This is a genomic window from Microbacter sp. GSS18, from assembly GCA_029319145.1.
Classification (GTDB): Bacteria; Actinomycetota; Actinomycetes; order Actinomycetales; family Microbacteriaceae; genus Microbacterium.
The window spans coordinates 2540911-2564753 of record CP119753.1 but is presented as its reverse complement, the minus strand read 5'-3'; the positions used below and the strand labels follow the sequence as shown (position 1 = coordinate 2564753).

General features: G+C 68.5%; 23 protein-coding genes. 14 read left to right on the top strand and 9 right to left on the bottom strand.

Translation table 11 applies throughout. The annotated features are described in order from the left end of the window. Positions 1-98: 98 nt before the first annotated feature. On the bottom strand, positions 99-1406 hold the full coding sequence (locus P0L94_11775) for an extracellular solute-binding protein (protein WES63134.1): 1308 nt from the start codon (positions 1404-1406) through the stop codon (positions 99-101). Between the two features lie 143 nt (positions 1407-1549). Between P0L94_11775 and P0L94_11770 the strand changes: the two genes are divergently transcribed. Further along, positions 1550-3868 (top strand): glycoside hydrolase family 3 N-terminal domain-containing protein, encoded by a 2319-nt coding sequence (locus tag P0L94_11770; GenBank protein WES63133.1) that lies wholly within the window; start codon positions 1550-1552, stop codon positions 3866-3868. Between the two features lie 94 nt (positions 3869-3962). Further along, positions 3963-4979 (top strand): substrate-binding domain-containing protein, encoded by a 1017-nt coding sequence (locus tag P0L94_11765; GenBank protein WES63132.1) that lies wholly within the window; start codon positions 3963-3965, stop codon positions 4977-4979. A 20-nt stretch (positions 4980-4999) separates the two neighbouring features. On the opposite strand, the gene P0L94_11760 is transcribed toward P0L94_11765, so the two are convergent. After that, a complete protein-coding gene (locus tag P0L94_11760) occupies positions 5000-6265 on the bottom strand; it encodes a trehalase family glycosidase (GenBank protein WES63131.1) in 1266 nt (421 codons plus the stop codon). 109 nt (positions 6266-6374) lie between these two features. On the opposite strand from P0L94_11760, the gene P0L94_11755 reads away from it, so the two are divergent. The 3 genes from P0L94_11755 to P0L94_11745 all read left to right on the top strand — a co-directional run bounded on the left by P0L94_11755 (position 6375) and on the right by P0L94_11745 (position 8353). After that, positions 6375-7214: an NAD(P)-dependent oxidoreductase gene (locus P0L94_11755; protein WES63130.1), complete on the top strand. Its 840-nt coding sequence runs from the start codon at positions 6375-6377 to the stop codon at positions 7212-7214. 73 nt (positions 7215-7287) lie between these two features. Then, positions 7288-7659: a hypothetical protein gene (locus P0L94_11750; protein WES63129.1), complete on the top strand. Its 372-nt coding sequence runs from the start codon at positions 7288-7290 to the stop codon at positions 7657-7659. A gap of 121 nt (positions 7660-7780) precedes the next feature. Then, a complete protein-coding gene (locus P0L94_11745) occupies positions 7781-8353 on the top strand; it encodes a YdeI/OmpD-associated family protein (GenBank protein WES63128.1) in 573 nt (190 codons plus the stop codon). A 64-nt stretch (positions 8354-8417) separates the two neighbouring features. Here the strand turns inward: P0L94_11745 and P0L94_11740 are convergent, their stop codons facing one another. The 3 genes from P0L94_11740 to P0L94_11730 are packed head-to-tail and all read right to left on the bottom strand — an operon-like array spanning position 8418 to position 11036. After that, positions 8418-9005 carry a flavin reductase family protein gene (locus P0L94_11740; GenBank protein ID WES63127.1) on the bottom strand — a complete coding sequence of 196 codons (588 nt, stop codon included), beginning with the start codon at positions 9003-9005 and terminating at the stop codon, positions 8418-8420. Next, the gene (locus P0L94_11735; protein WES63126.1) at positions 8989-10050 is read right to left on the bottom strand and encodes a methionine synthase; all 1062 of its coding nucleotides are present in this window, start codon (positions 10048-10050) and stop codon (positions 8989-8991) included. The genes P0L94_11740 and P0L94_11735 overlap by 17 nt, the downstream gene beginning before the upstream one ends. Beyond that, positions 10047-11036 carry a DUF1852 domain-containing protein gene (locus P0L94_11730; GenBank protein ID WES63125.1) on the bottom strand — a complete coding sequence of 330 codons (990 nt, stop codon included), beginning with the start codon at positions 11034-11036 and terminating at the stop codon, positions 10047-10049. Before P0L94_11730 ends, P0L94_11735 begins: the two co-directional genes overlap by 4 nt. A 123-nt stretch (positions 11037-11159) precedes the next feature. On the opposite strand from P0L94_11730, the gene P0L94_11725 reads away from it, so the two are divergent. Next, positions 11160-12101: a LysR family transcriptional regulator gene (locus P0L94_11725; protein WES63124.1), complete on the top strand. Its 942-nt coding sequence runs from the start codon at positions 11160-11162 to the stop codon at positions 12099-12101. 218 nt (positions 12102-12319) lie between these two features. Here P0L94_11725 and P0L94_11720 read toward each other — a convergent pair whose 3' ends face one another. Next, entirely contained in the window at positions 12320-12595 is a 276-nt protein-coding gene (locus tag P0L94_11720) for a hypothetical protein (protein WES63123.1), read from the bottom strand. A gap of 259 nt (positions 12596-12854) precedes the next feature. Between P0L94_11720 and P0L94_11715 the strand changes: the two genes are divergently transcribed. From P0L94_11715 to P0L94_11700, 4 genes are all read left to right on the top strand, one after another. Continuing rightward, positions 12855-13877, top strand: a complete 1023-nt coding sequence (locus P0L94_11715; GenBank protein ID WES63122.1) for a mechanosensitive ion channel — start codon at positions 12855-12857, stop codon at positions 13875-13877. Positions 13878-13945: 68 nt separating this feature from the next. Further along, positions 13946-15139 carry an NAD(P)/FAD-dependent oxidoreductase gene (locus tag P0L94_11710; GenBank protein WES63121.1) on the top strand — a complete coding sequence of 398 codons (1194 nt, stop codon included), beginning with the start codon at positions 13946-13948 and terminating at the stop codon, positions 15137-15139. A 292-nt stretch (positions 15140-15431) separates the two neighbouring features. After that, the gene (locus P0L94_11705) at positions 15432-15836 is read left to right on the top strand and encodes a YciI family protein (protein WES63120.1); all 405 of its coding nucleotides are present in this window, start codon (positions 15432-15434) and stop codon (positions 15834-15836) included. Then, a complete protein-coding gene (locus P0L94_11700; protein ID WES63119.1) occupies positions 15836-16999 on the top strand; it encodes a sigma factor in 1164 nt (387 codons plus the stop codon). The genes P0L94_11705 and P0L94_11700 overlap by 1 nt, the downstream gene beginning before the upstream one ends. 62 nt (positions 17000-17061) lie before the next feature. On the opposite strand, the gene P0L94_11695 is transcribed toward P0L94_11700, so the two are convergent. From P0L94_11695 to P0L94_11685, 3 genes are all read right to left on the bottom strand, one after another. After that, complete coding sequence (locus P0L94_11695; GenBank protein WES63118.1) at positions 17062-17454, bottom strand: VOC family protein; 393 nt, start codon at positions 17452-17454, stop codon at positions 17062-17064. A gap of 3 nt (positions 17455-17457) precedes the next feature. Then, positions 17458-17736, bottom strand: a complete 279-nt coding sequence (locus tag P0L94_11690) for a metalloregulator ArsR/SmtB family transcription factor (GenBank protein ID WES63117.1) — start codon at positions 17734-17736, stop codon at positions 17458-17460. Positions 17737-17998: 262 nt separating this feature from the next. Then, entirely contained in the window at positions 17999-18565 is a 567-nt protein-coding gene (locus P0L94_11685; GenBank protein ID WES63116.1) for a dihydrofolate reductase family protein, read from the bottom strand. A gap of 288 nt (positions 18566-18853) precedes the next feature. Between P0L94_11685 and P0L94_11680 the strand changes: the two genes are divergently transcribed. The 4 genes from P0L94_11680 to P0L94_11665 all read left to right on the top strand — a co-directional run bounded on the left by P0L94_11680 (position 18854) and on the right by P0L94_11665 (position 23828). After that, positions 18854-19489: a CPBP family glutamic-type intramembrane protease gene (locus tag P0L94_11680; protein WES63115.1), complete on the top strand. Its 636-nt coding sequence runs from the start codon at positions 18854-18856 to the stop codon at positions 19487-19489. Between the two features lie 303 nt (positions 19490-19792). Continuing rightward, a complete protein-coding gene (locus P0L94_11675) occupies positions 19793-20935 on the top strand; it encodes a ring-opening amidohydrolase (protein ID WES63114.1) in 1143 nt (380 codons plus the stop codon). Between the two features lie 233 nt (positions 20936-21168). Beyond that, complete coding sequence (locus P0L94_11670) at positions 21169-22374, top strand: amidohydrolase (protein WES63113.1); 1206 nt, start codon at positions 21169-21171, stop codon at positions 22372-22374. Continuing rightward, positions 22371-23828 carry a chlorohydrolase family protein gene (locus P0L94_11665; protein WES63112.1) on the top strand — a complete coding sequence of 486 codons (1458 nt, stop codon included), beginning with the start codon at positions 22371-22373 and terminating at the stop codon, positions 23826-23828. Before P0L94_11670 ends, P0L94_11665 begins: the two co-directional genes overlap by 4 nt. Positions 23829-23843 lie beyond the last annotated feature (15 nt).

Below are 23843 nucleotides of genomic sequence, written 5' to 3'. Positions count from 1 at the left end.
CTTTCAGGGCAGAGCGGATGGGGGCGGTCGCGGCGGACGGAGCAGCGCGACCGGGATGGGCCCCGGTGCGCCCGCGCGGGCGCACCGGGGCGTGAGGGTCAGCCCTCGTCCAGGGCGTCCTGGACGAGCGTCATGAACTCCTCGGGCGTGATCTGGCCGGTGACCAGCAGCGCCGCGTTGGTGGACGAGATGTTGCTCGCCTTCGCGTTGAAGAGAGCCTCGAACCACAGGACGCTGTCGGTCGCCGTGGCGATCTCGTCGGCGACGGTCTGCGAGATCGCGGGCAGGTCGGCGGGCTCATCGGCGATGAAGCCGGTGATCTGGCCCTGCTGGAGCGCCTCGTTGCCGTAGTTTTCGACGATGCAGCCGAGCCAGTCGGCGACGCCGTCGGTGTAGGTGTTCGCGCCGAAGGTGGCGGGGAGGCCGACGTTCGAGGGGTACTCGTCGATCGAGCCGGCGCCGCCGGACACGGCGGGGAACTTCATGAAGCCGACGCTGTCCGCACCGATCTGGTTGGCGTCGCTGTTGATGTTGCCGAGCAGCCAGCTGCCCATGTAGATCATCGCGGCGTTGCCGGTGAGGAACTCGTTCGTCGCGGCGTCGTAGTCCAGCGACGTGACGTTGTCGCCGAAGTAGCCTGCGGCACCGAGGTCGGCGATGGCGGCAGCGCCCTCGATGTACTCGGGGTCGGTGAGCTTCGCCTCGCCGTCGGCGACCTTCTGGAGGGCGTCCGGGCCGAGCGAGCGGAACAGGTATCCGCTGACCAGGCGGGTGAGGGGCCAGCCCTGCTCGCCCGAGGCGGCGAAGGGGGTGTAGCCGGCGGCCTCGACGTCGTCGGCGAGTGCGACCAGGTCATCCCAGGTCTCGGGGACGGCCCAGCCGTTCTCTTCGAACATCGCCGTGTTGTAGAAGATGCCCTCGATGTTGTACTGGAAGGGCAGGAAGTTGAACGCCCCGCCGTACAGCTTCTCGATGGTCGAGACGGCGCCCTCGGCGACCTTGTCGCGGACGCCGAGGTCGGTGAGCGCCTCGTCGAAGTCGAGCAGGTAGCCCGCATCCCAGAGCTTGGCGCCCTCGGCCGGGTTGCCGCCGGCCGAGAACATCGGCGGCAGGCCGTCCTGCGTGGCCAGAAGCTGGACCTGTGCGTCGAGTTCGGCCTGCGGGATCGAGTTGACCTCGAGGGGCATGGCCGCCTCCTGGTCGGAGCACACGCTGTCCGCGAGGGCGCGCAGCACCGGCTCGGTGGTGGTGTTCTCGGCGTTCTTCAGGAACTCGAGGGCATCGGGATCCGAGCCCGCGCTGCCACCGCCCCCGGCGCATCCCGTGAGCACGAGAGCTCCGGTGCCGACGAGAGCCGCGGTGGCGAGCATCGGCTTCCGAAGACGCCGTCGTTCTGCTGTGAACACATTTCCTCCTTGAAATTGGCGCCCCATTTGAGACGTTTCAAGATTGGATGCTAGGGACTCGGGTAAGCGCTGTCAACCGCGATTTCCGCATTTTTGTGGCTTCGAGCATCCCCGAAGCGCGTGGATTGGCCCAAGATGGTCCCGTGAATCATGAAACGTCACAATCTGATCACGAGGCTGATCGCGGTCAGCCCGGAGCGATCGACGCGCTGATCGCCACGCTGGATCTCGAGACCAAGCTCGCCCAGCTCGTCGGACTGTGGGCCGGCGCGCGCGCCGATGACGGCGTGGCCCCGATGCAGGACCGGATGCTGGAGTCCGCCCGGCGTTTCGAGGAGGCGAGCGGTCGGGGCCTGGGTCAGCTGACGCGGCACTGGGGGACCGTGCCTCTGGGTGTCGCGGACGGGCTGGCGGCGCTGCGGGCGCAGCAGAGCGACCTGTCCGAGAGGATCGGGATCCGTGCCGTGGTGCACGAGGAGTGCCTCACCGGGGTGCTCGCGTGGGGTGCGACGACCTACCCGACGCCGCTCGCGTGGGGTGCCGCGTTCGATCCCGACCTGGTCGAGGAGATGGCCCGGCGGATCGGCGCCGATCTTCGCGCCCTGGGTGTTCATCAGGGGCTCGCCCCGGTGGTCGATGTGGTCCGCGATGCGCGCTGGGGTCGTGTCGAGGAGTGCATCTCGGAGGATCCGCTCGTGGTCGGGCTGATCGGCGCGGCATACGTGCGCGGGCTCGAAGCCGAGGGCCGGGTCGCGACGCTCAAGCACTTCGCGGGCTACTCCGGGTCGCGGGGCGGGCGCAATCACGCCCCGGTCTCGGTGGGCCTGCGCGAGCTCGCGGACGTCTATCTGCCCCCGTTCGAGCGTGCGCTGGCCGCCGGGGCGAGATCCGTCATGAACTCGTACGCCGACCTCGACGGTGTGCCCGCCGCGGCGTCGGCCGAACTGCTCACCGGAGTGCTGCGCGACGGGTGGGGTTTCGAGGGCACCGTGGTCGCGGACTACTTCGCCGTGACCTTCCTCGAGACGATGCACGCCGTGGCGGGGTCGGCCGGCGAGGCGGCCGCGATCGCCCTGAACGCAGGCATCGATGTCGAGCTGCCGACGGGCTCGGCCTACCTCGCGCCCCTCGCCGACGCGGTGCGCCGAGGCGACGTCGACGAGCGGGTCGTGGATCGCGCGCTGCGTCGCGTGCTGAGCCAGAAGAGCGAGCTGGGGCTGATCGGGCCCGCGCCGGGAGAGGAGGGCGACCTCGAGGTCGACCTCGACGCGCCGGGCAATCGCGCCCTCGCGAGGGGTGTCGCACAGGAGTCCGTCATCCTGCTCGCCAACGACGGTGTGCTGCCGCTGGACGACGCCCGCGTGGGCCGCCTTGCCGTGATCGGCCCGAACGCCGATCGGTTCGGCGCGGTGTTCGGGTGCTACTCGTTCGTCAAGCACGTGCTGTCGCGCCATCCGGGGGTCGATGCGCGCGTCGAGGCCCCCACGACGGCGCAGGCGCTGGCGGCACTCTGGCCGCACGACGTCGTCACCGAGGCCGGCTGCGAGGTGACCGGAGAAGACCGCTCCGGATTCGCCGCGGCCGCGCGGGCCGCGGCATCCGCCGACGTCGCCGTCCTGGTGCTCGGCGACGAGTCGGGGATGTTCGGCGCGGGCACGTCGGGCGAGGGATGCGATCGACAGGACCTGGCGCTGCCCGGCGTGCAGGAGGAGCTGCTGACCTCGGTCGTCGACACGGGGACCCCGGTCGTGCTCGTCCTCATCACGGGGCGGCCCCATGCTCTGGGTGCGGTCGTCGAGCGCTGTGCGGCGGTCGTCCAGGCCTTCCTCCCGGGGCAGGAGGGCGGGCGCGCGATCGCCGACGTGCTCACCGGCCGGGTGAACCCGTCCGGGCGGCTCCCGGTGCAGGTACCGTACCCGGACGGCCCGCAGCCCGCCGGCTATCTGCATCCGCGTCTGGGCGGTGCATCCGAGGTCAGCAGCGCCGACCCCTCGCCCCGCTACCCATTCGGGTTCGGACTGTCGTACACGTCCTTCGACCACGGCACCCCGAGCGTCGAGACCGCGCAGGTGCCGGTCGACGGCACGATCGCGCTCGAGCTGACCGTGCGCAACACCGGCTCGCGCCGTGGCGCCGACGTCCTGCAGCTCTACGCCACCGACGAGGTCGCGCAGGTCGTGCGTCCGGTGCGTCAGCTGGTCGCGTTCCGCCGCCTCGAATTGGAGCCGGGGGAGGAGCAGGCGTGGCGCGTCGAGATCCCGGCGGCAGCGCTCGCGTTCACGGGCCTCGCCGGCACCAGGATCGTCGAGCCGGGACGCGTGACCCTCACGCGGGCCTCGCACGCGGACGATCCGGGCGATGCTGTCGCGATCGACCTGGTCGGCGGCGTTCGCGCGGTCGGCGGCGTGGCGGACGAGCCGCGGTGGCGCCGCATCGACCGCGTCGCGGATGCGTCGGGGTGAGGTCGTCGCGGGTGGATTGAAACGTTCACAGGCATGATTCCGCGCCGCTGAGGGGCTGTACAATGAGTGTTCACTCGTGACGGGAGGTCGCTGAATGGCCAGGGTCGGCATCCGTGAAGTCGCGATCCATGCCGACGTCGCCGTCGGCACGGTCTCCAACTACCTCAACCACCCCGAGCGGCTCTCGCCCGAGAAGGCGGAGCGCATCCGCCAGGCGATCGAGGTGCTGGGATTCGTCCGCAGCAACGCCGCGCGCCAGCTGCGACTCGGAGTGAGCACGGTGATCGGCTACATCGCCCCGGACGTGAGCAACCCGTACTTCGCCGAGATCGCCGAGAGCGTCGAGCGCCGCGCGACCGAACGCGGCGTCTCGGTGTTCCTCGCCAACTCGCACCGCAGCCGGGATCGCGAAGACGCGTACCTGCAGGTCTTCGAGCAGCACCAGGTGCAGGGGCTGCTGGTCTCGTCGCACCTGCCGATCGAGGAGCGCCTCGCCCAGGTGCGGCGGCGTGGGACGCCGTCGGTGCTGGTCGGCCAGCGCGCGAGCTCGCCCGAGCAGCCGTCGGTGTCGCTCGACGACGTGTCCGGCGGGCGGCAGGCCATGCAGCACCTCATCGACATCGGATGCCGGCGCATCGCGTTCGTCGGGGGGCCGCTCATGGTCCCCCAGGTCGCCGACCGTCTCACCGGGGCCGGCGAGGCGGCTCGGGCATCCGGGGTCGTGACGCTCGAGGTGATCGACATGGGCGACCGCACCGTCCGCGGTGGCCACGAGGTCGGCGAGGCGCTGATGGCGCGCCCGCCCGAGATGCGCCCCGACGGCATCTTCGCCGTCAACGACCTCCTCGCCCTCGGCCTGATGCAGGTGCTGGTGCTGGGCGGCGTTTCGGTGCCTCAGGACGTGGCGATCGTCGGGTACGACGACAACGAGTTCGCCGAGGCCTCGCTCATCCCGCTGTCGACCGTCCGCGGGCGGCACGAGCTGTTCGGAGTGGCCGTCGTCGACGTCCTGTTCGACGCCATCGAGGGTGCGGCGATCGACGATCCGCACCGGATGTTCGATCCGACGCTCGTCCCGCGCGCCAGCACGCAGGGGTTCCAGCCCCGCTGACGGGCGTGCCCCGCGCGGGGTCAGTACTCCCAGACCGCGGGGCGGTCCTCGAGGTGGGCGATCATGTTCAGGACGAGGAAGTTCCAGTTCTGGAAGCCCCGCGTCATGATCGGCTCGCCGGTGTCGGGGTGGTAGTACTCGTGCAGTGATCCGTTCGTCTCGAGATCCCGTCCGAACAGTGCCACGGTGGCCTCGGCGAGCTCGCGCGCGTCGTCGGCGAAGCCGTACTTGTCCAGGCCTCGGAAGACGAGGTAGTTGCTGATGCCCCACACCGGACCGAGCCAGTTCGAGGGGTTGTTCGAGGCGCGCAGGTTGTACATCTTCTCGAGCTTCGAGAGGGTGCGTACGCCGTACGCGGCGTGGAACGTGCGACGGTCGCGGTAGCGCTCCAGCATCCGCTCGGCCTGCTCGGGCGACGCGATGCCCGCCCACATCGGCAGGAAGCTCGACCAGTTGTCGACCCGCAGCAGCACCGAGGACCACGACCGCGGTGCGCCTCGGTGCAGCCAGTCGTCGAGGTCGACGTCGCGCAGAGCGATGTCGGCGGAGTAGTACGTGCCGTCCCGCTCGTCCCAGCAGTGCGTGTTGACGGCGTCCGCGAGATCCTGTGCGCGTCCCCGCCATCGGTTGGCGTCGGCGACGCGCTCGAGACCCTCGAGCAGGTACGCGAACGCGAGCAGCTCGCGGTACAGGAGCGAGTTCAGGTAGATCGAGGCCGTGCTGCGATCAGGTCGGTAGTAGACCGAGGGGTCGTTGTCGACCCCGATGGCGAAGTCGGTCTGCCAGTACGCAAGACCGGTGGGCTCGTGGACGTGACTGGTCAGGTAGCGCTCCAGGAATCGCTCGAGCGCCGGCATCCGGTCGCGGATCCACTCGGCGCCGCCCCGGCGCCGCGACAGCAGCGCGGCGTGCTGCGCGACGATCGGCTTGTGCATGTTCTGCGAGAAGCCGCCCGCTCGGCCGGGGTCGCCGTGCAGGAGCGGGCCGTCGGGCTTGAGGAGGATCGGCATCACGCCGTCCTCGTCGGTGTGGTCGAGGAAGTTCCACAGCACGCCCTCTTCGTAGGAGGCGAAGCGCCCCTCCTGGCCCGTGTCGGCCTCGACCTGGCCGAGCGCGACGGAGATGAACCACGAGTCCCAGTCCCACAGCGTGTCGGAGTAGTACGGCGAGTCCGGGGAGCTCGGAACCGTGTAGGGGTGCGCGAGGATCCCCGACGGCTCCCGCATCATCTGCTCGCTGGCCGTGCGCACATAGTCCGCGAGCAGCGGTCTCCATCGATCCGTCATGGGCGGCTCCTCTTCGTCGGGGCAGGTGCCGAACGCGCGCGCGTCCGGCACCGCTTCAGTGTAGGGATAGAATTGTGACGTTTCAATCGCACGACGAGGGAGTGGGCGGATGCGGATCGCAGTCACGGGCAGCGGCGGCAAGCTGGGGCGGGCGACGGTCGCGGTCCTCGCCGAGCGGGGGCACGACGTCATCGGGTTCGACGTGGTCGGACCGGCGGGATTCGGCTTCACTCGGGTGGATCTGACGGACTACGGGCAGACTCTGGACGCGCTCCTGGGTGTGACGGCGCGGCACGACGGGCTGGACGCGATCGTGCACCTGGCCGCGATCCCCGTGAACGGGGTCGTCCCCGACGCCGCGACCTTCCAGAACAACGTCGCGGTCTCGTTCAACGTCATGTTCGCCGCGCATCGAGCCGGCATCCGCACGATCGTGTCGGCGTCGAGCATCACGGCGATGGGCTTCCCGTTCGACGAGGCGCCCGAGCGCCTTCCCGTCGACGAGACGTTCACGCGCGCGCACAACACCTACGGGCTCGGCAAGGTCGTCGAGGAGGCGATGGCGGCGCAGCTCGTCGGCTGGGGCGACGGCACGTCGATCACGGCACTGCGGTTCACCAATGTCGTCGCGCCCGACGAGTACGACACGTTCACGCGCGCCGACGACCCGACCTACCGCCGGGACCTCGTCGGGTCGTGGGTCGACGCGCGCGACGGCGCCCTGGCCGTCGCTCTCGCGCTCGAGGCGGCCAAGCCCGGGTTCGAGGTCTACAACGTCGCGGCGCCGGAGTCCGGGCTGAGCATTCCGTCGCGCCGGCTGGCCGAGGAGTGGTTCCCCGGCACGCCCATGGCCGACGATCTCGGCGAGTTCGAGTCGCTCATGTCGACGCGGAAGATCCGCGAGCAGCTCGGCTTCCGCGCGCAGCACGACTGGCGCCCGGCGCGCTGAGCGCCGGTCGGCGCCGCCGTCGCGCACCCGTCGACGACCCCATGGCGACGGGGAATCTCGCTACCATTCGACTATGGCGGCTGAGGATTTCGAGGCCTGGGTCATCTATGCCGAGTCGCCGGGGAGCGAGCCCCGGGCGACGGATGACGCCTTCTTCCCGTGGGAGTGGGGTGAGGTGATCGCGATCCTGCCGCCCGACGCGACCGCGGCAGAACGCGCGGCAGCTCTGTCCGCCGTCGTTCAGGCGAGCCACTTCGCGAGCCGCGAGAGTGCAGAGCTCCTTCAGTTCGCCCAGCGCGGGTCGTATCTGAGCGGGCAGGCCCGCGATGAGTACTTCGACGCAGTGCATCCGTACATCTCGGTCGGCAAGGCCGCGTCGCTCCGCTACGACCCTCCGGCAGAGGGCGAGGCGCGCGGACACATCCATTTCGAGCGCGCGGACTGACGCGATCCCGACACCGGGAGGCAGCGGAGGGCGTGCGGGAGCGCTTGCGGTGACGCGCCGTCGCGGAGCGAGCGCCGTCGGCGAGGGGGATGCTGTCGGTGCGAGGGTCTACGGTTCGAGGATGGTCGCCACATCTGCCAAGCCCGAGCTGCGCGTCGACACCGTCGAGGAGTGGGAGCGCTGGCTCGAGTCCGATCCCGGCCCCGACGGCGTGCGGCTGCGCCTGCGCAAGGTGGCGTCGGCCAAGCCGGGCATCACCTACGCCGAAGCCTTGGACGTCGCGCTGTGCTTCGGGTGGATCGACGGGCAGAAGCTGTCGGTGGACGCCGACTACTTCCTGCAGGTGTTCACCCCGCGCCGGCCGCGCGGCGTGTGGTCGAAGGTCAACATCGAGCACACCGCTCGCTTGATCGCGGCGGGGCGGATGCGGCCCGCCGGTCAGCGTGAGATCGACCGTGCCAAGGCGGACGGACGATGGGACGCCGCCTATCGCCAGAGCGACGGGGAGATCCCGGCCGAGCTCAAGGCGGCACTCGACGCCGATCCGGCGATCGCGGCGGCGTTCGCGGCGCAGTCGGCGCAGAACCGGTTCGCGATGGCGTTCCGTGTGGGCAGTCTCAAGCGGCCGGAGTCGCGTGCGGCCCGCGTCGCCGAGTATGTCGCCATGCTGGCGCGGGGCGAGACGCTCCACTGAGCCGACGGGTGGCGACCCGCGGCGCGGCCCGCGTCGCGCGGCGCCGGCCGGCCGATCGAGCGATTCAGTCCTCGATGCGGGAGTCCTCGCCCAGCCGGTGCCACGTGCGGTTGTGATAGACCAGCGCGTCGCCGGGTCCGCCCGGGTGGACATCGCGCTCGATGTGCGACTGGAGGGCGTGAGCAGCGATGACCGTGGAGGTCCCGGCATCCATGCGATCGATGACCGCGCAGCGCACCCAGGCGCGGACGTCGCGGAAGACCGGCTCGCCGGTGACCAGGCGGGACCAGCGGTGCGTCTCGGCGAAGCGGTCGATGCCGCGGGTCGCGCCGAGCTTCGCCACCTCGAGGTCCTGCGCGTCGAGCAGATGCACGACGACGGTCTCGGCGCGCGAGAGGACATCGGATGCCGACGACAGCGCCGAGATCGAGAAGATCAGCAGCGGCGGCTCGGCGCTCACCGACGAGACCGAGGTCGCCGTGAGGGCGACGGGCCCATCGCCCGCATCCGCCGTGATGACGGCGACGCCTCCGGGGTGCCCGCGGAACAGGGCTTTGAAGTCGTCGGGGGAGAGGGAGGGTGAGAAGCCGTGCTGTGACGCCCCCGTCGGGTCGACGGCGGCGGAGGCATCCGACTCAATGCTGCTCAACATCCAGCTCCTCACGAATGATGTTCGTTCCCGCGCTGAGCGCGCTCAGCTTCTTCAGTGCAACGTCTCGGGGGAACGGTGCCATTCCGCAATTCGTGCTGGGGATGAGATTTTCTGCATCGACGAACGTGAGCGCCGTGCGGAGGGTGTCGGCGACTTCCTCGGGGGTCTCGATCGCCTGGTTCGCCACGTCGATGGCCCCGAGCATGACCTTCTTGCCGCGGACGAGCTCGATGAGGTCCATCGGGACATGGGAGTGGTGGCACTCCAGCGAGACGATGTCGATGGCGGACCGCTGCAGGAGCGGGAACGACTCCTCGTACTGCCGCCACTGCGACCCGAGGGTCGCCTTCCAGTCGGTGTTCGCCTTGATGCCGTAGCCGTAGCAGATGTGCACGGCGGTCTCGGCGCGCAGTCCCTCTGCCGCCCTCTCCAGAGCGGCCACACCCCAGTCCTGGACCTCGTCGAAGAAGACGTTGAACGAGGGCTCGTCGAACTGGATGACGTCGACACCCGCCGCCTCGAGTTCCTTCGCCTCCTGGTTGAGGATGGTCGCGAACTCCCACGCCAGCTTCTCGCGGCTTCGGTAGTGGGCGTCGTAGAGCGTGTCGACCATCGTCATCGGACCGGGGAGGGCCCACTTGATCGGCCGATCCGTGGAGGCGCGGAGGAATCTCGCGTCCTCGACGAACACGGGTCGCTCGCGACTGACCGACCCGACGACGGTCGGCACGCTCGCGTCGTAGCGATCGCGGATGCGCACGGTCTCGCGCTTGTCGAAATCGACTCCGCTCAGATGCTCGATGAACGTCGTGACGAAATGCTGGCGGGTCTGCTCCCCGTCGCTGACGATGTCGATGCCGCGCCGGCTCTGCTCCTGGACGGCGATCCGCAGCGCATCCTGCTTGCCCTCGACCAGCGCATCACCCTCCAGCTTCCACGGAGACCAGAGGACCTCCGGCTCTGCGAGCCACGACGGCTTCGGCAGGCTGCCGACGATCGAGGTCGGCAGGAGCGTGTTCGCGGTCGACGACTCCCCGGCGGTCATGCGACTCGGGCGGCGTAGCCGGCGGCCCACTGCTCGAGCACGTCCCTGTGCGGCTCGATGAAGTGCTCCTTCGTGTACAGCCCCTGCTGGACCGCGAGCTGACTGCGCTCGACACGGTCGTAATCGATCTGGGTCCGCGAGTAGTCCTGCGCTTCCAGGCTCGGTCGGTAGATGTCGGCGGCGGCCGAGTTCGCGTTGTAGATCTCGGGGCGGTAGATCTTCTGGAAGGTCTCCATCGTGCTGATCGTGCTGATGAGCTGAAGGTTGGAGTAGTCGCCCAGCAGATCGCCGCGGAAGTAGAACGCGAGCGGCGCCACGCTGCCGGCCGGCATGAAGTAACGGACCTGCAGGCCCATCTTCGCGAAGTACTCATCGGTGAGCGAGAACGCGTCCTGCTCGTACTCGACGCCGAGGATCGGGTGGTGGTTCCCGGTCCGGCGGTACGTCTTGCTCGTCGAGACGCTGATGCAGATCACTGGCGACGCCGGGAAGCGCTCCCGGTACTCCGCCGAGTCGAGGAAGTGCTGGAAGAGCTTGCCGTGCAGATCGCCGAAGTCGTGGGGGACGGTGGGCTTGCCGCCGCCGCTCGCCGCCGGCAGCAGCACGCTGAAGTCGAAGTCGCGGACGTAGGACGAGAAGTTGTTCCCGACGATCCCCTGGTGGCGGATGCCGGTGTGTCGGTCGACGATCCGGGTGTCGAGGACCTCGAGCAGCGGGAACCGCTGATCGGTGCCTTCGGCGGTGAACTCCAGCTGCACGGAGACGATCTCGAGTTCGACGGCGTAGCGCTCCCGGGTGGGGTTGTCCCAGTGCGCGAGGTCGTTGAACCGACGGTTGATCATCGTCAGGGTGTTGCGCAGGTTCTGCTGACGGTGCTCGCCCCGGGCCAGGTTGGCGAAGTTCGTCGTGATCCGGGAGCTTGCCGACGGCGAGTAGTCCTCGTCGAAGCGGGTGGTGGTGAAACTGAACGTGAACGCGTCCGTCATGGTGGTGGGTCCGGTCGGTGTCGGGCCGGGATGGGCCGTCGAAATGTGGATGCATCCATGGTGCAAGCGCCCGGCAGATATCGGGTAACTCGGGTCTTCTATGTGTTCATATAGGGTTTGCCTATGTCTCGGGGATCGAGCGGCGTCACGCTGCAGCAACTCCACTACTTCGTCGAGGTCGCCGCGGAGGGGTCCATCTCCGCGGCCGCCGACGTCCTCTACGTCGCCCAGCCGACGATGTCCGCGGCGATGAAGGACCTCGAGACCCGGGTGGGCAGGGCGCTCCTGGTCCGCTCCGCCCGCGGCGTCACCCTCACCGCTGACGGTGCAGAGTTCCTCGGATACGCCAGGCAGGTGGTCGAGCAGGTGGAGCTGCTCGAGCAGCGCTACCTCGGCAGACCGCCGTCCAGGCGCCTGCTCGGAGTGTCGGCGCAGCACTACTCGTTCGCGGTCGACGCGTTCGTCCGGATGGTCAAGGCCGCGGATGCCCCCGAGTACGAGTTCGCGCTGCGTGAGACCCGCACGTGGGACATCATCGAGGACGTCCGGACGCTCCGCAGCGAGATCGGCATCCTGTACCGGAACGACTTCAACCGGAAGGTCATCGACAAGCTGCTCCGGGACTCCGGGCTGGCGTTCCACCCGCTCTTCCGCGCCGAGCCGCACATCTTCATCTCGCGGTCCAACCCCCTGGCCTCCCGAGATCGTGCGACTCTCGCCGATCTCGCCGATCTGCCGCGGCTCACCTTCGACCAGGGGGCGAACAACTCCTTCTACTTCGCCGAAGAGATCCTCTCGACCCTGTCGAGCAAGCAGGAGATCCGGGTCTCCGACCGCGCGACGATCTTCAACCTCATGATCGGACTCGGCGGCTACACCATCTCGACGGGCATCATCAGCGAGGAGCTCGACCCCGAGATCGTCGCCATCCCGCTCGAGGTCGACGAGCGCATCGAGATCGGCTGGATCGGCCACGCCGCGATCCCCCTCACCGAACAGGCCGAACGCTACCTCGCCGAAGTGCGGGCTGTCGTCGCCGGGTTCGGCGTGGAGGTGCTCGGCTGATCCCGGCGCGGATTCCCCCGAGGCGTGGGTCGGGACGACTCTCTGAGGCGCGGTGCCCGCCGACCGCCGGGTCGGCGCGAGTCGTCACCGGGTCAAGAGCGATCCGCGGGTCGGTAGCGTCGTGCGACCGCGCCCGATCGGAACTCGCGGTGAGCCACCGGCTATCGAAGCGGCTTCATCTCGTCGCCTCAGCCGGTCTTCGCGCGGATCGCTCGGCGTCAGCCTCCGGTGACGATGAGGCAGGTCGCGACGAGCTTGTCGCTTCCTTCGGCCGACGGATCGAGGTTCGGCAGACCGACCCGGCTCTCATAGCCGGGTCCGTCGCCCGACGGGTCCGATGAGTGCTCCCCGAGCGCCTTTCCGCCGAACTCGGCGACGGAATCACTCGTCGCGACTCCCCAGTTGCATTCCGGCGGTGCGGCGTTCGCCGGCGCCGCTGCCGCGAGCGCCAGCAGCAGTGCTGCGCCCGTGCCGATGAGCGTGCGTGTGACCATACGTACGACCCCCTTGTCCGTTGGGGCGACCGTATCCGCCACCGGGAGACGCGTCAACCGGTCCGGCTCGCGGCTGTCTTCCCCCTCGACCCGCGGCGCTCGGTGCCTCCGCCTGCCGGTCGTGCGACAACCGCCGGGTCGACTCACGGGGCTGCCGATGGCGACATGGCGATCGCCGGCGGCGGCATCCAGCGGACACCCGCGCGCGTCCTCGGCAAGCCCCCTCCCTTCGCAGGTCATCGTGTGGTCTGCTGGGCACATGCCGGCAGTCAGCACGGGAGTCGTCGAGATCTTCGACACCACGTTGAGGTGGTCCGATCTGATCACTGCGGCGATCATCGCCGTGGTCGCGATCGTGGTGTCCATCGTGCTGCGGAAGGCGATCGTGCGTTACTCGAGGCGCGAGGACGCCGCGCACACCTCGACCTGGTACACGCTGTCGCGACTGGTCGCCTACATCGTCCTGACGATCGGCTTCTTCCTCGTCATCGCCGAGCTCGGCGTCCCGCTCAGCCGATTCACCCTTCTCGCGGGGGCGCTCGGCGTGGGCCTCGGTTTCGGCCTGCAGCCGCTCGTCGGCAACTTCGTCGCGGGAATCGTCCTGCTGCTGGACAAGTCGCTCAAGGTGGGTGACTTCGTCGAGCTCGAGTCCGGCGCGACCGGGCAGGTGCGAGACATCCGGATGCGTGCCACCACGATCGTCACCAACGACAACATCGACGTCATCGTGCCGAATCTGGAGTTCGTGACCGGTCGGGTCGTCAACTGGACACACCGTGACGTGCGTCGTCGCGTGCGCATCCCCTTCGGCGTCGCGTACGGGACCGACAAGGAGCTGGTGAAGAAGGCGGCGCTGGAAGCGGCCGAGGCGGTGCCCTTCACCCTCGACCTCGATGGGCCGCTGCGGCCGCAGGTCTGGCTGAGCGAATTTGGAGACAGCGCCCTGGGGTTCGAACTGGTCGTCTGGCTCAATCCCGAAGCGACGATGAAGCCGATCGCCGTCACCGCCGCCTACAACTGGGCACTGCACACCGCCCTGAAGCGGCACGGCATCGAGATCCCGTTCCCGCAGCGCGACATTCACGTGCGGACGTTGTTCGGGCTCGCGCAGGAAGATGCGCGCGCCGCGCTGAAGCTCGAGGACCAGGACGACGTGGACGAGGCTCCCGTCACCCCGACCGCACGCGTCACGGGCGACAACGACGCGCTCGCCGACATCAGCGGTGAAACGGGTTACGCCCCCGACCGCGTCGACCGCACAGATGAGCGTGAGAACCGCTGACATGCCAGTCAGCTTCGCGACCGTCGACGAGTACCTCGCGGTGCAGGCATGAGCAGCGGGTGCGGGCAATGCTGAATGTCGAGGATGCTTCGGGATGCCCCGCCACGGAGCCGATGGACGCCGATGTCGTGATCGTGGGAGCCGGCCCCGCCGGCCTCGCCGTCGCCGCCGGTCTGCGGCGTCGCGGCGTTGACGTCCTCGTTCTCGATCAGGGCTCGTCGGTCGGGGAAAGCTGGGACCGCCGCTACTCCCGACTGCACTTGCACACGCCGCGCATCCAGTCCGCTCTGCCTGGCCTGCGCATGCCGAGGCGCTTCGGCCGGTGGGTCGCCAAGGGGGACGTCGCCTGGTATCTGCGCGTCTACGCCCGTCGTCATGGCATCCATCCGCGCTTCGGCACGCAGGTGACGCGCATCGATCACGACGGTGCCGGGTGGCAGCTCACGACGGATGCGGGCACGCTGCGCGCGGCCCAGGTGGTCCTCGCGACCGGCTACAACAGCGTTCCCCTCGCGCCGGCGTGGCCCGGGCAGAAGGGGTACCGCGGCAGTGTGATCCACGCCTCCCAGTACCGCGATGCCTCACCCTTCGTCGGCAGACGTGTGCTCGTGGTCGGCGCCGGCAACACCGGCGCCGAGATCGCCGCCGACCTCGCCGAGCAGGGCGCCGCCGAGGTGCTGCTGTCGATCCGGACTCCTCCGAACGTGATCCCGCGACAGGTGGGCCCCTTCCCGACCACGCTCCTCGCGGTGCCGATGGACGTCCTGCCCGCCTGGCTCGTCGACCCCGCCAACCGACTGCTGCAGAAGGCGACCCTCGGCGACCTGACGCGATTCGGAATGCCTCGCCCCACCGCCGGAATCGTCGCCCAGGCCCGCTCCGCCGGACGCACTCCGACCATCGATGTCGGTCTGGTCGCAGCCCTCCGCGCCGGAACGGTCACCCCCGTCGCCGCATTGGAGCGGTTCGAGGGCGACGAGGCCCTGCTCGCCGACGGCACGCGTGTGTCACCGGATGCTGTGATCGCCGCCACCGGCTACGCGACGGGCCTGGCGCCCGTCGTCGGGCACCTCGGGGTGCTCGGCGAGCGCGGCGAGCCGCTCGTGCTCGGGCGCCACACGCTGTCCCACGCACGCGGGCTCCGTTTCGTGGGAATCAGCACGCCGCTCAAGGGTCTGCTCTTCCAGATCGGGCTCGATGCCCGGGCAGCCGCTTGGGCGATCGCAGCGGAACTGCGGGTGAAGCCAACCCCGGCGGGATGAGCGGCAGGGGCGCGATCGCCGTCCTCGGACCGGTCGCATCCGTGAGTCGTCGAGATCCGGCGACTGGTGCATGCACACCCCGTGCGGGGGACGGTAGCAGCCGGTTCACCGTCACACGACCTCGCCGATGAGGCGCACGTCCGGCACGATCCTCGAGCGGCCGCGCCACCTCGAGGTGTCGTCAACGGGCGGCGGTGGGTTCCCGCTTCGGCGACCGATGTCGAGAACGCGAGGCCGGTTCCGTCTCCTCTGTGAAGCGGTCAGAATGGGCCGCACCGAACCGGAGGCTGACATGGCCAAGTATCTGATGCTGAAGCACTACCGCGGCGGACGCCCGGCGGCGAACCCCGTCCCGATGGACCAGCTCGCGCCCGAGGAGTGGTCGGCGCACATCCAGTACATGCACGACATGGAACAGCGCCTCATCGCCACGGGCGAACTGGTCTCATCCGAGGGGCTCTCGATGGGCGGCGCGTGGGTTCGCTTCGACGGGGAGGGGCGTCCTCCTGTCGTCGACGGCCCGTTCGCCGAGACGAAGGACCTCATCGCCGGCTGGATGATGATCGACGTCGACTCGTACGAGCGGGCGCTCGAACTCGCTTCCGAGCTGTCGGCCGCGCCGTGGGCCGGCGGGGCGCCGCTCGGCGAGTGGCTCGAGTTGCGCGAGGTGATGAGCGCCGCGCCCGCAGACGCGTGATGACCGGGGCGGATGTCGCGGCGCTGCGTCGCGCGATCCCCGAGGCGGTCGGCATCCTCGTCCGGCGCGGCGCGGACTTCACGTCGGCCGAGGATGCCGTCCAGACCGCGCTCGTCCGCGCGCTGGATCGAACCGATCTCGAGGGCGTCCGCGACCTGCGCGCCTGGCTCGTCACCGTGGCCTGGCGCGTGTTCCTCGACCAGGTGCGCAGCGACGGGGCCCGCGTCGCACGTGAGGCGCGCCTCGCGGCTGAGGCTGAGCCGGGTCCGGTGCCGCACCGCGACGACACGCTCGCCCTGTACTTCCTCTGCACCCACCCGCTACTCACTTCGACATCGGCGACCGCCCTCACCCTCCGCGCCGTCGCGGGCTTGACGACGCGGCAGATCGCGGATGCCTTCCTGGTGCCCGAGGCGACGATGGCTCAGCGCATCAGCCGTGCGAAGCAGCGGCTCGCCGGCGTCCCCCTCGATCAGCCCGGCGACCTGTCACGGGTGCTGCGTGTGCTCTATCTGCTGTTCAACGAGGGCTACTCGGGCGAGATCGATCTCGCCGCTGAAGCCATCCGGGTGACCCGGCAGCTGGTCGCTCTCATCGACGAGCCCGAAGCCCACGGGCTTCTCGCGCTGATGCTCCTTCATCACGCGCGGCGGCCGACGCGGATCGTCGACGGGCGGCTCGTGCCCCTTTCCGCACAGGATCGCGCCGGGTGGGACGCCGCCGCGATCGCCGAGGGCGTCGAGGTCCTCCAGTCTGCTCTCGCCCGTGACCGGCTCGGGCAGTATCAGGCGCAGGCGGCGATCGCCGCGCTCCACGCCGACGCGCCCACGGCGCCCGAGACGGACTGGGTTCAGATCGTGGAGTGGTACGACGAGCTGCTCGCCCTCGGCGACTCGCCGGTGATCCGACTGAATCGGGCGGTCGCGATCGGCGAGGCCGACGGCCCGCACGCCGGACTCGCCGCGCTCGCCGGGATCTCCGACGACGTTCCGCGCATCTACGCAGCGCGCGCCTACCTGCACGAACGGGCGGGCGAGCGGGATACGGCGGCCGCTGAGTACGCGGAGGCGGCGCGCCGCGCAACGAGCAGCCTCGAACAGGAGCACCTGGTGCGGCAGGCCGAGCGGCTGCGCGCCGGCCCCAGAGCGGCACGGGACGGGTGATGGATAGCGCGGCGTCAGCGGCGAGCGATCCGAGCGGCCGTGCTGCGCGCAGGGGCTGAAGTTCAGGCCGGGCTGGTGAGCTGGATGAGGTTCCCGCACGTGTCGTCCAGGACCGCGGTGACCATCGGGCCCATCGCGGTCGGCTTCTGCGTGAACTGCACACCTCGGGCGGAGAGGTCGGCATGCACGGCGGTGACGTCGTCGACGGCGAACGAGGCGGAAGGGATGCCGTCCGCAGCGAGCGCGGCGGTGTATGCCTTCGCGGCAGGGTGCTGGTCGGGCTCGAGCAGCAGCTCTGTGCCGTCGGGTTCGCCCGGCCCGACAAGCGTGAGCCAGCGGAACTCGCCGAGGGGAATGTCTCTCTTGGGGACGAAGCCGAGCTTGTCCGTGTAGAACTCGAGTGCCTTGGCCTGGTCGTCGACGAAGACGCTCGTCACGCTGATGCGGATGCCCATGTGTCAGTCCTTCGGGTCGGGAGTCCAGCGCTCGACGATCGCGCGCAGGGGCTCGGAGTGGATGTGGTGGATCTTCGTGCGCCCGGTTCGCTGCGAGCTCACGAGCCCCGCCTGCTCGAGGACCGCCAGGTGCTGGGATATCGCCTGACGCGTCGACGTGATGCCGTGCCGCATCGCCAGCCGCCCGCACAGCTCGAACAGGCTCTGACCGTCCTGGTCCGTCAACTCATCGAGGATGAGCCGTCGGGTCGAATCTGCGAGCGCCTGATAGACGTCTCCCACACCGTCAGAATAGGCAAGTGTCTACTTGCATGTCAATGCGGATGTGGAGACCGCCCCGTCGAACGCTCCGAAGCTCATCAAGGCGCCGCGTGCGATCCCCCACCGGGCAGTGCTCGATCGGCCCTGGTTGCGTACGTTGCGGGAAGCGCGCGGTAGATGCTCTTGTGCGGGCCGGCCACAGCAGGCTCTCGAGCGATGCTGAATCGGGATGTCTTCGATGGCTTGGTGCCGGTTGGGCGTCACGCCGGCGACACGTCGCGAGTCACGCATTGTCTCTGGGTCGGTAGCGCAGAACGGCCACCCCCGACTGGAAGTCGTGGCGATCAACGAGCTCGAGCTGAATGCGCTCGCGCAGCCCGGCGAGCAGTGTCGGCCCGTGCCCCGCGATGATCGGCTGCACGACGAACACGTACTCGTCGATCAGTCCCAGATCTGCCAACGCCTGCGGGAGCGTCACGCCGCCTACGAACAGGCCCTCGCCTGGTTCCTTCTTGAGCCTACGCACCGCTGACCCCAGGTCATCTCGCACCAGTTCGGCGTTCCAATCGACCGCTCCGAGCCTGCTCGACGCCACATACTTCTTCGCCCGGTCGATGGTCTCGGCGAACGGGATCTCCCACTCCCTCATCCAGTCGGGCCACGTTCCCGTGGCCGGCTGCCGCCAGGCGGACTCCATCATCTCGTAGGTCGTGCGGCCGAACAGCAGCGCATCGGCGAGACCCATCTCAGCAGTCCAGAAGCGCATCGACTCCTCATCGGGAGGCAGGCCCTCCTCATGATGGACGCAGCCGTCGAGCGTGACGTTGATCGCGTACCGAAGTGGTCTCATCTCGTCGTTCTCCTCACGCGCGCTGCACGTTCTCAGCGGACTCCGCTCAGACTATGGTCGGCGCCGATGCGCTGCCCGGTCTTTCGCACCCGCCCCTTGGACCGACCGACCTTGATCCTCATCCCGGGGCTTGGCGAGTCGGGGTGCCTCTTCGCGGCCGAACGTCATGAGTAGCATTCGAGTTGCCGCTCGAAGCGGCGATCGTCGCCGAGGGGCGTGAACCGGCCGAGCCGCCTGGCCCTCGCAGGGCGCCTCCTCCCGAACGGCGACCGCGATGCAAGGACCCCGATGACCGACACACTGCCCGCGCTCATGACCGTTGCCATCTTCGTCGCCTACGTGGCGTTGGTCGCTGCGCTGTGGAAGGCGAATCGCGTCGACTATCCGCGTATCGCGGACAGCAGCCGCACCCTGACCCGCGGCATCATCATCCCGATCGGGCTGGGGCTCTTCGGCCTTGGCGTCGCCACCACCGTCCTCGGCTGGTGGCCTGACGTCCTCACTCAGGAGCCGACCGGACCCGCGTGGGCGGTCGTTGTGCCGCTGCTCTGGTTGGTCGTCGGTGTCGTGACCGTAGCCCGCGCCGATCTCCGTGGGCTGGGCGCGCGCCGCGTCGTCATCCTCGCGGCTGCGGCCCTGGTGGTCGGCGCGGCCGAAGAGCTCCTTGCGCGCGGAATTCTCGTCGTCGGCGCACAGCAGGCGGGCTGGTCCCTCGCAGCCGTGTGGATGTTCTCGACCTCCCTTTTCGCCATCCTCCACGCGATCAACGGTCTGTTCGGCCTGACCTGGAAGGCGACCATTGGTCAGCTCGGCGCCTCGTTCGTCGGCGGCACGGCGCTGTTCGTGACGCTCATCGCGACCGGGAGCATGATTCTCGGCGCCCTCGGTCGAGCCTCTCGATGTCCCCGCGGCTGCGGTACCTGAGACGACGCTCCACCGCACATGCGATTCACCGGGGGCTGTACTTCCGCGATCGTGCAACGTGAACCCTGGTGATCCCGTCGAGCAGGCAGGTGCAGTTCGTATACAGATCACTCGACGAGTGCTTTCCAGCGCTGGCCCCGAAGGCATATCGCCCTACTTCGGTATACAGATTGAGCCGGTTGGTGCTTCCTGCTGGCGCATTTCATTGTTTCGCAACACGGATGCAATGCGCCGAACACGTGGAGCAGGGAATCAGAGACGGTTCGAAATCTCCAGGACACTCCGGGGCGTTACCGTCCCAGAGTGAGTCAGTCCATTGCGCCCGAATCCCTCCGCGAATCCGTTGCGATCGACGCAGTGCGCGTCACGCTCGACCACACCACCGATGTCGCCGCCCTGGAGAAGATGCACCGGGATGGCGCTCTCAGCCTTGACGACGTCGTCGCTGTGACGGGAAAGACCGAGGGCACCGAACCGGGCGAGACGTCGAGGGTCGACGCCGATCGTGCGCTGAGGCGGCTCCTGCTCGAGCGCGGTACTCGCACTGCCGAGCAGATAGCCGCCATCCCAATGTCCTTTACAGCGGGGGGCGTCGGCATTCTCACGCCACACGTCGTCGTCTATACGGGCAGGAGCGCACCTGCGACCACCCACTCGGGATCACGGTTGGCGATCGGCACTGCACGGTCGGCGATCATGCAGCCTGAGTGGACCGGGCGAGCACGCACCATCGAGGAGAACGTGGCGGCGATGCGTGCGGCCATCACGAACGGTGGAATGCAGCCCCACGAGGTCGAGTACCTGCTCGGCAAGGCGTATTACGTTCCGCGTGAACAATTGCGCGCAGCCCGAGCTTCCGGACAAGACGTGCGCGAGCTCGACGACGAGGCACTGTTCCGCAAGACGAGCGGCGGCGCGGGACTTGCTGCCGCGGTCGCGTTGGACGGACTGGTCGTCCCCGACGACGATGCAGTCGCACGTGACTTCGATCTTTGGTCGGGCAAGGCTTCCTTCTCCGCCAACGAGTGGGAACCGGTGGGTGGAGATGGGCCGCACACACAGGTCATCGCATTCGGCAACGCGTCTGGCGCGCCGGGACGGCTTCGGGTGGGGCATGCGGTCATCGCCGACTTCCTCGACGTCGGGGCCCTCGCCCGCGCGATACGCCGAGCTGGACTGGATGTGGGGGAGGAGCCACTGAGTGACGCCGACCGGGCTCGCGTGGTCGCGGTCTACGTGAAGGTCGGTCCAGGACCAGCGCCACAGTTGCGCGGACGTCGCCAGGTTGTCGAGAACCGCAACTACGGCAACGAAGTCAAGGCGGCAGTCGCTGGCATGTTCGCGGGACACCTGCAGGACAATCTCATCTACATCTCGGGATCGGCGACCCATCAGGGGCCGCCTGGAGGTGGAACTCTCGCGGTCATCGTCGACGTCGGCGATTGAGCCGGTCGTGAGGAAAGCGAACCCCTCCAACCGCTCGATTGGCGCTATCTGGCGCGCATGCCACACAGCGGCTGCGTCGCTCGCGGCCCCGGGTCCTCATCGGGACTGCAGGGATTCGGCGGATCGCTCGTCGAGGGCGACGTGATGGCGGATCTGTATACAAGCGCGCAACATTCGTGCCCTATTCTTCCGTAGACCATCGAACTGAACGAGAAACTGTATACGGAGCTGGAATGTCAGACATCACCATCTGGAATGCTCGACCATGGGGAGGCGCTGCCCGCGACATCTCCGTTCGCGATGGACGTGTGGTCGAGATCAAGCCTCATGACGTATCGGCCGCGCGTAGTGATGTCGATGTCGATGGAGCCGGTCGGATCATCGTCCCTTCGTTCACCGATGCGCACGTTCACCTGGACTCGACGCGCATAGGTCTTCCGTTCCGGCCGCACTCGGCTGAACCGGGGCCGATCTGGAATCAGATCATGAACGACCGCGCCAACTGGCGTTCTGCGGAAGCCTCGGTCGCTGATCGCGCGACAGAGACCCTGGGGCGCGCCATTGCGAACGGGATGACTCGGGCGCGTTCGTATGCTCAGGTCGATGCGGACTGTCGCCTCGAGCGCCTTGAGGGTGTCCTCGCCGCGCGCGACGAGCACGCCCTACGCAGCCGGGTCGAGATCGTCGCATTCCCGCAGGCAGGGCTCCTTCTCGAGCCGGGGGTTCCCGCACTGATGGAAGCCGGGCTGCGAAGCGGCGCCGACATCGTCGGCGGGATCGACCCGTGCGCCTTGGATGGCGACCCGCGGCAGCACCTCGACATCGTGTTCGAGCTCGCGGAGCGCCATCATGCGCGGGTCGACATCCATCTTCACGAGCCGGGAGAGCTGGGGCTCTTCACGGCGCGGAAGATCATCGAGCGGGTGCGTGCGCTGGACTATCGGTCACGGGTGACCATCGCGCACGCCTTCTTCCTCGCGGATCTGCCGAACGTGGCCCGACAGCAAGTCCTGGAAGACCTCGCCGAACTGGACATCGCCCTCACCACTGTGGCGCCCGCGGGTCGATCACCACTGCCATTCTTGGAGATCGCCGAGTATGGAATCCGCTTCGGTCTCGGTCAGGACGGACAGCGTGACTACTGGTCGCCGTACGGGAACACGGACATGCTCGAACGCACGTGGATGCTGGCCTACACCAATGGGATGCGTCGCGACGAACACATCGAGGGCGCGCTGCTGTCGGCGACGCTCGGTGGCGCAGCGGTGATCGACTCCGATACGCCAACGGGTCCGGAACGCGGGTTCGGGGTTGGGGATGCCGCCGACTTCGTGCTGCTTGACGCGGAGACAGCGACGTCGGCTGTCATGGATCGTCCGACCGACCGCACAGTTATCCACGAGGGGCGCGTCGTCGCGGACAAGGGATCGCTCCGATGACGGTCGTGCGCGCACGTTGGGTGCTTACCCACGAGGATGGCGAGCACCGCATGCTGGAGAACGGCGACGTCATCGTCGCCGGCGACCAGATCGCGGAAGTCCGTCCATCGCGCGGCGAGGATGTCGACATCGACTTGGGCGATGCTGTGCTTCTGCCAGGATTCATAGATCTGGATGCACTGAGTGACATCGACCACGCCATCCTCGATTCGTGGCACTCTCCATCCGACGCCCGCAGACTGCAGTGGTCGTCGCGGCATGCCGCCGACCCCGAGCGACAGCACGTGCTCACAAGCGGCGAACGCGCCATGATGCGGCGATACGCATTCGCGCAACTGCTGCTCCACGGTGTCACAACCGCGATGCCCATCGCCTCCGAGGTGCACTCGGAGTGGGCTGAGACGTTCGAAGACGCGCTCCAGATGGCGCAGGAGGCGCAAGACCTGGGGCTCCGGGTCTTCCTTGGGCCGAGCTATCGCAGCGCCGTGCCGGTCGTCGACGACGACGAGCTGCACTTGCACTGGGAACCGAGGCGCGGCGAGGATGGCCTGGACGATGCGATCCGGTTCATCGAGTGGACGCGCCAGTTCGAGTCACCCCTCATCACCGGTGTCCTGCTGCCGTGCCGCATCGAGACGCTGACGGACGAGGTGCTTGTCCGCACGGGAAGGTCAGCCAACGCCCTCGACACTTTGGTGCGCCTTCATTGCCTGCAGGGCCTGGAGGAACTCCGCCTGCTGCGCGAGCGCGGGACGACACCGCTCGACCTCCTGGAGAGCGCAGGCCTGCTCACGGAACGTCTGCTCATTCCGCACGGTATCTACACCGATGAGAACTCGCGGGTTGGATCGGCTGGTGGTGGATCGGTGCAGCGCATCGCGGATGCGGGGGCAACGGTGGTTCACTGTCCCCTCACGTCTGCGCACTACGGCGCGGCTTTAGAGAGCTTCGACGAATACCGGGCGGCTGGAGTGAAGATTGCCCTCGGCACCGACTCATTTCCGCCAGATCTGCTGCGTGGCATGGACATGGGTTCCTCCGTGGCGAAGATCCTCGCGGGGCGGCTCGATGCCGGTTCACATCGTGACTATCTCGATGCGGCAACGCTCGGCGGAGCGACGGCCCTCCGCCGCCCGGACCTCGGACGAATCAGCGCGGGTGCTACAGCAGACCTGACAGCAGTCAGACTCGGTAACGTTCGGGATGGGATCGTGGACGATCCGATCCGAACGATGATCCAGCACTCCTCCGCGCGCGCAGTGACGATGACCATGGTCGGTGGCGAGGTGCGCGTCCTCGACGGCGAGTTGGTCGGCGTCGACATGGCCTCGCTGCAGGACGCGGCGCAGCGAATCTTCCGCAAGCTTCGCGCCGGCTATGGAGCGCGCACCGCGGAACCTTCTCCGCCTGATGAGCTGTTCCCGCCGAGCTACCAGACGGCACACGCAGAGTAATCCCGGTCGGCCCGT

Excerpts from the sequence above, each read along its gene's own strand:
- P0L94_11730 (WES63125.1), bottom strand. The coding sequence starts at position 11,036 with ATGACGGACGCGTTCACGTTCAGTTTCACCACCACCCGCTTCGACGAG.
- P0L94_11760 (WES63131.1), bottom strand. The coding sequence starts at position 6,265 with ATGACGGATCGATGGAGACCGCTGCTCGCGGACTATGTGCGCACGGCC.
- P0L94_11725 (WES63124.1), top strand. The coding sequence starts at position 11,160 with ATGTCTCGGGGATCGAGCGGCGTCACGCTGCAGCAACTCCACTACTTC.
- P0L94_11720 (WES63123.1), bottom strand. The coding sequence starts at position 12,595 with ATGGTCACACGCACGCTCATCGGCACGGGCGCAGCACTGCTGCTGGCG.
- P0L94_11680 (WES63115.1), top strand. The coding sequence starts at position 18,854 with ATGACCGACACACTGCCCGCGCTCATGACCGTTGCCATCTTCGTCGCC.
- P0L94_11665 (WES63112.1), top strand. The coding sequence starts at position 22,371 with ATGACGGTCGTGCGCGCACGTTGGGTGCTTACCCACGAGGATGGCGAG.
- P0L94_11685 (WES63116.1), bottom strand. The coding sequence starts at position 18,565 with ATGAGACCACTTCGGTACGCGATCAACGTCACGCTCGACGGCTGCGTC.
- P0L94_11670 (WES63113.1), top strand. The coding sequence starts at position 21,169 with ATGTCAGACATCACCATCTGGAATGCTCGACCATGGGGAGGCGCTGCC.
- P0L94_11710 (WES63121.1), top strand. The coding sequence starts at position 13,946 with ATGCTGAATGTCGAGGATGCTTCGGGATGCCCCGCCACGGAGCCGATG.
- P0L94_11765 (WES63132.1), top strand. The coding sequence starts at position 3,963 with ATGGCCAGGGTCGGCATCCGTGAAGTCGCGATCCATGCCGACGTCGCC.
- P0L94_11755 (WES63130.1), top strand. The coding sequence starts at position 6,375 with ATGCGGATCGCAGTCACGGGCAGCGGCGGCAAGCTGGGGCGGGCGACG.
- P0L94_11750 (WES63129.1), top strand. The coding sequence starts at position 7,288 with ATGGCGGCTGAGGATTTCGAGGCCTGGGTCATCTATGCCGAGTCGCCG.
- P0L94_11740 (WES63127.1), bottom strand. The coding sequence starts at position 9,005 with ATGTTGAGCAGCATTGAGTCGGATGCCTCCGCCGCCGTCGACCCGACG.
- P0L94_11700 (WES63119.1), top strand. The coding sequence starts at position 15,836 with ATGACCGGGGCGGATGTCGCGGCGCTGCGTCGCGCGATCCCCGAGGCG.
- P0L94_11695 (WES63118.1), bottom strand. The coding sequence starts at position 17,454 with ATGGGCATCCGCATCAGCGTGACGAGCGTCTTCGTCGACGACCAGGCC.
- P0L94_11705 (WES63120.1), top strand. The coding sequence starts at position 15,432 with ATGGCCAAGTATCTGATGCTGAAGCACTACCGCGGCGGACGCCCGGCG.
- P0L94_11715 (WES63122.1), top strand. The coding sequence starts at position 12,855 with ATGCCGGCAGTCAGCACGGGAGTCGTCGAGATCTTCGACACCACGTTG.
- P0L94_11735 (WES63126.1), bottom strand. The coding sequence starts at position 10,050 with ATGACCGCCGGGGAGTCGTCGACCGCGAACACGCTCCTGCCGACCTCG.
- P0L94_11745 (WES63128.1), top strand. The coding sequence starts at position 7,781 with ATGGTCGCCACATCTGCCAAGCCCGAGCTGCGCGTCGACACCGTCGAG.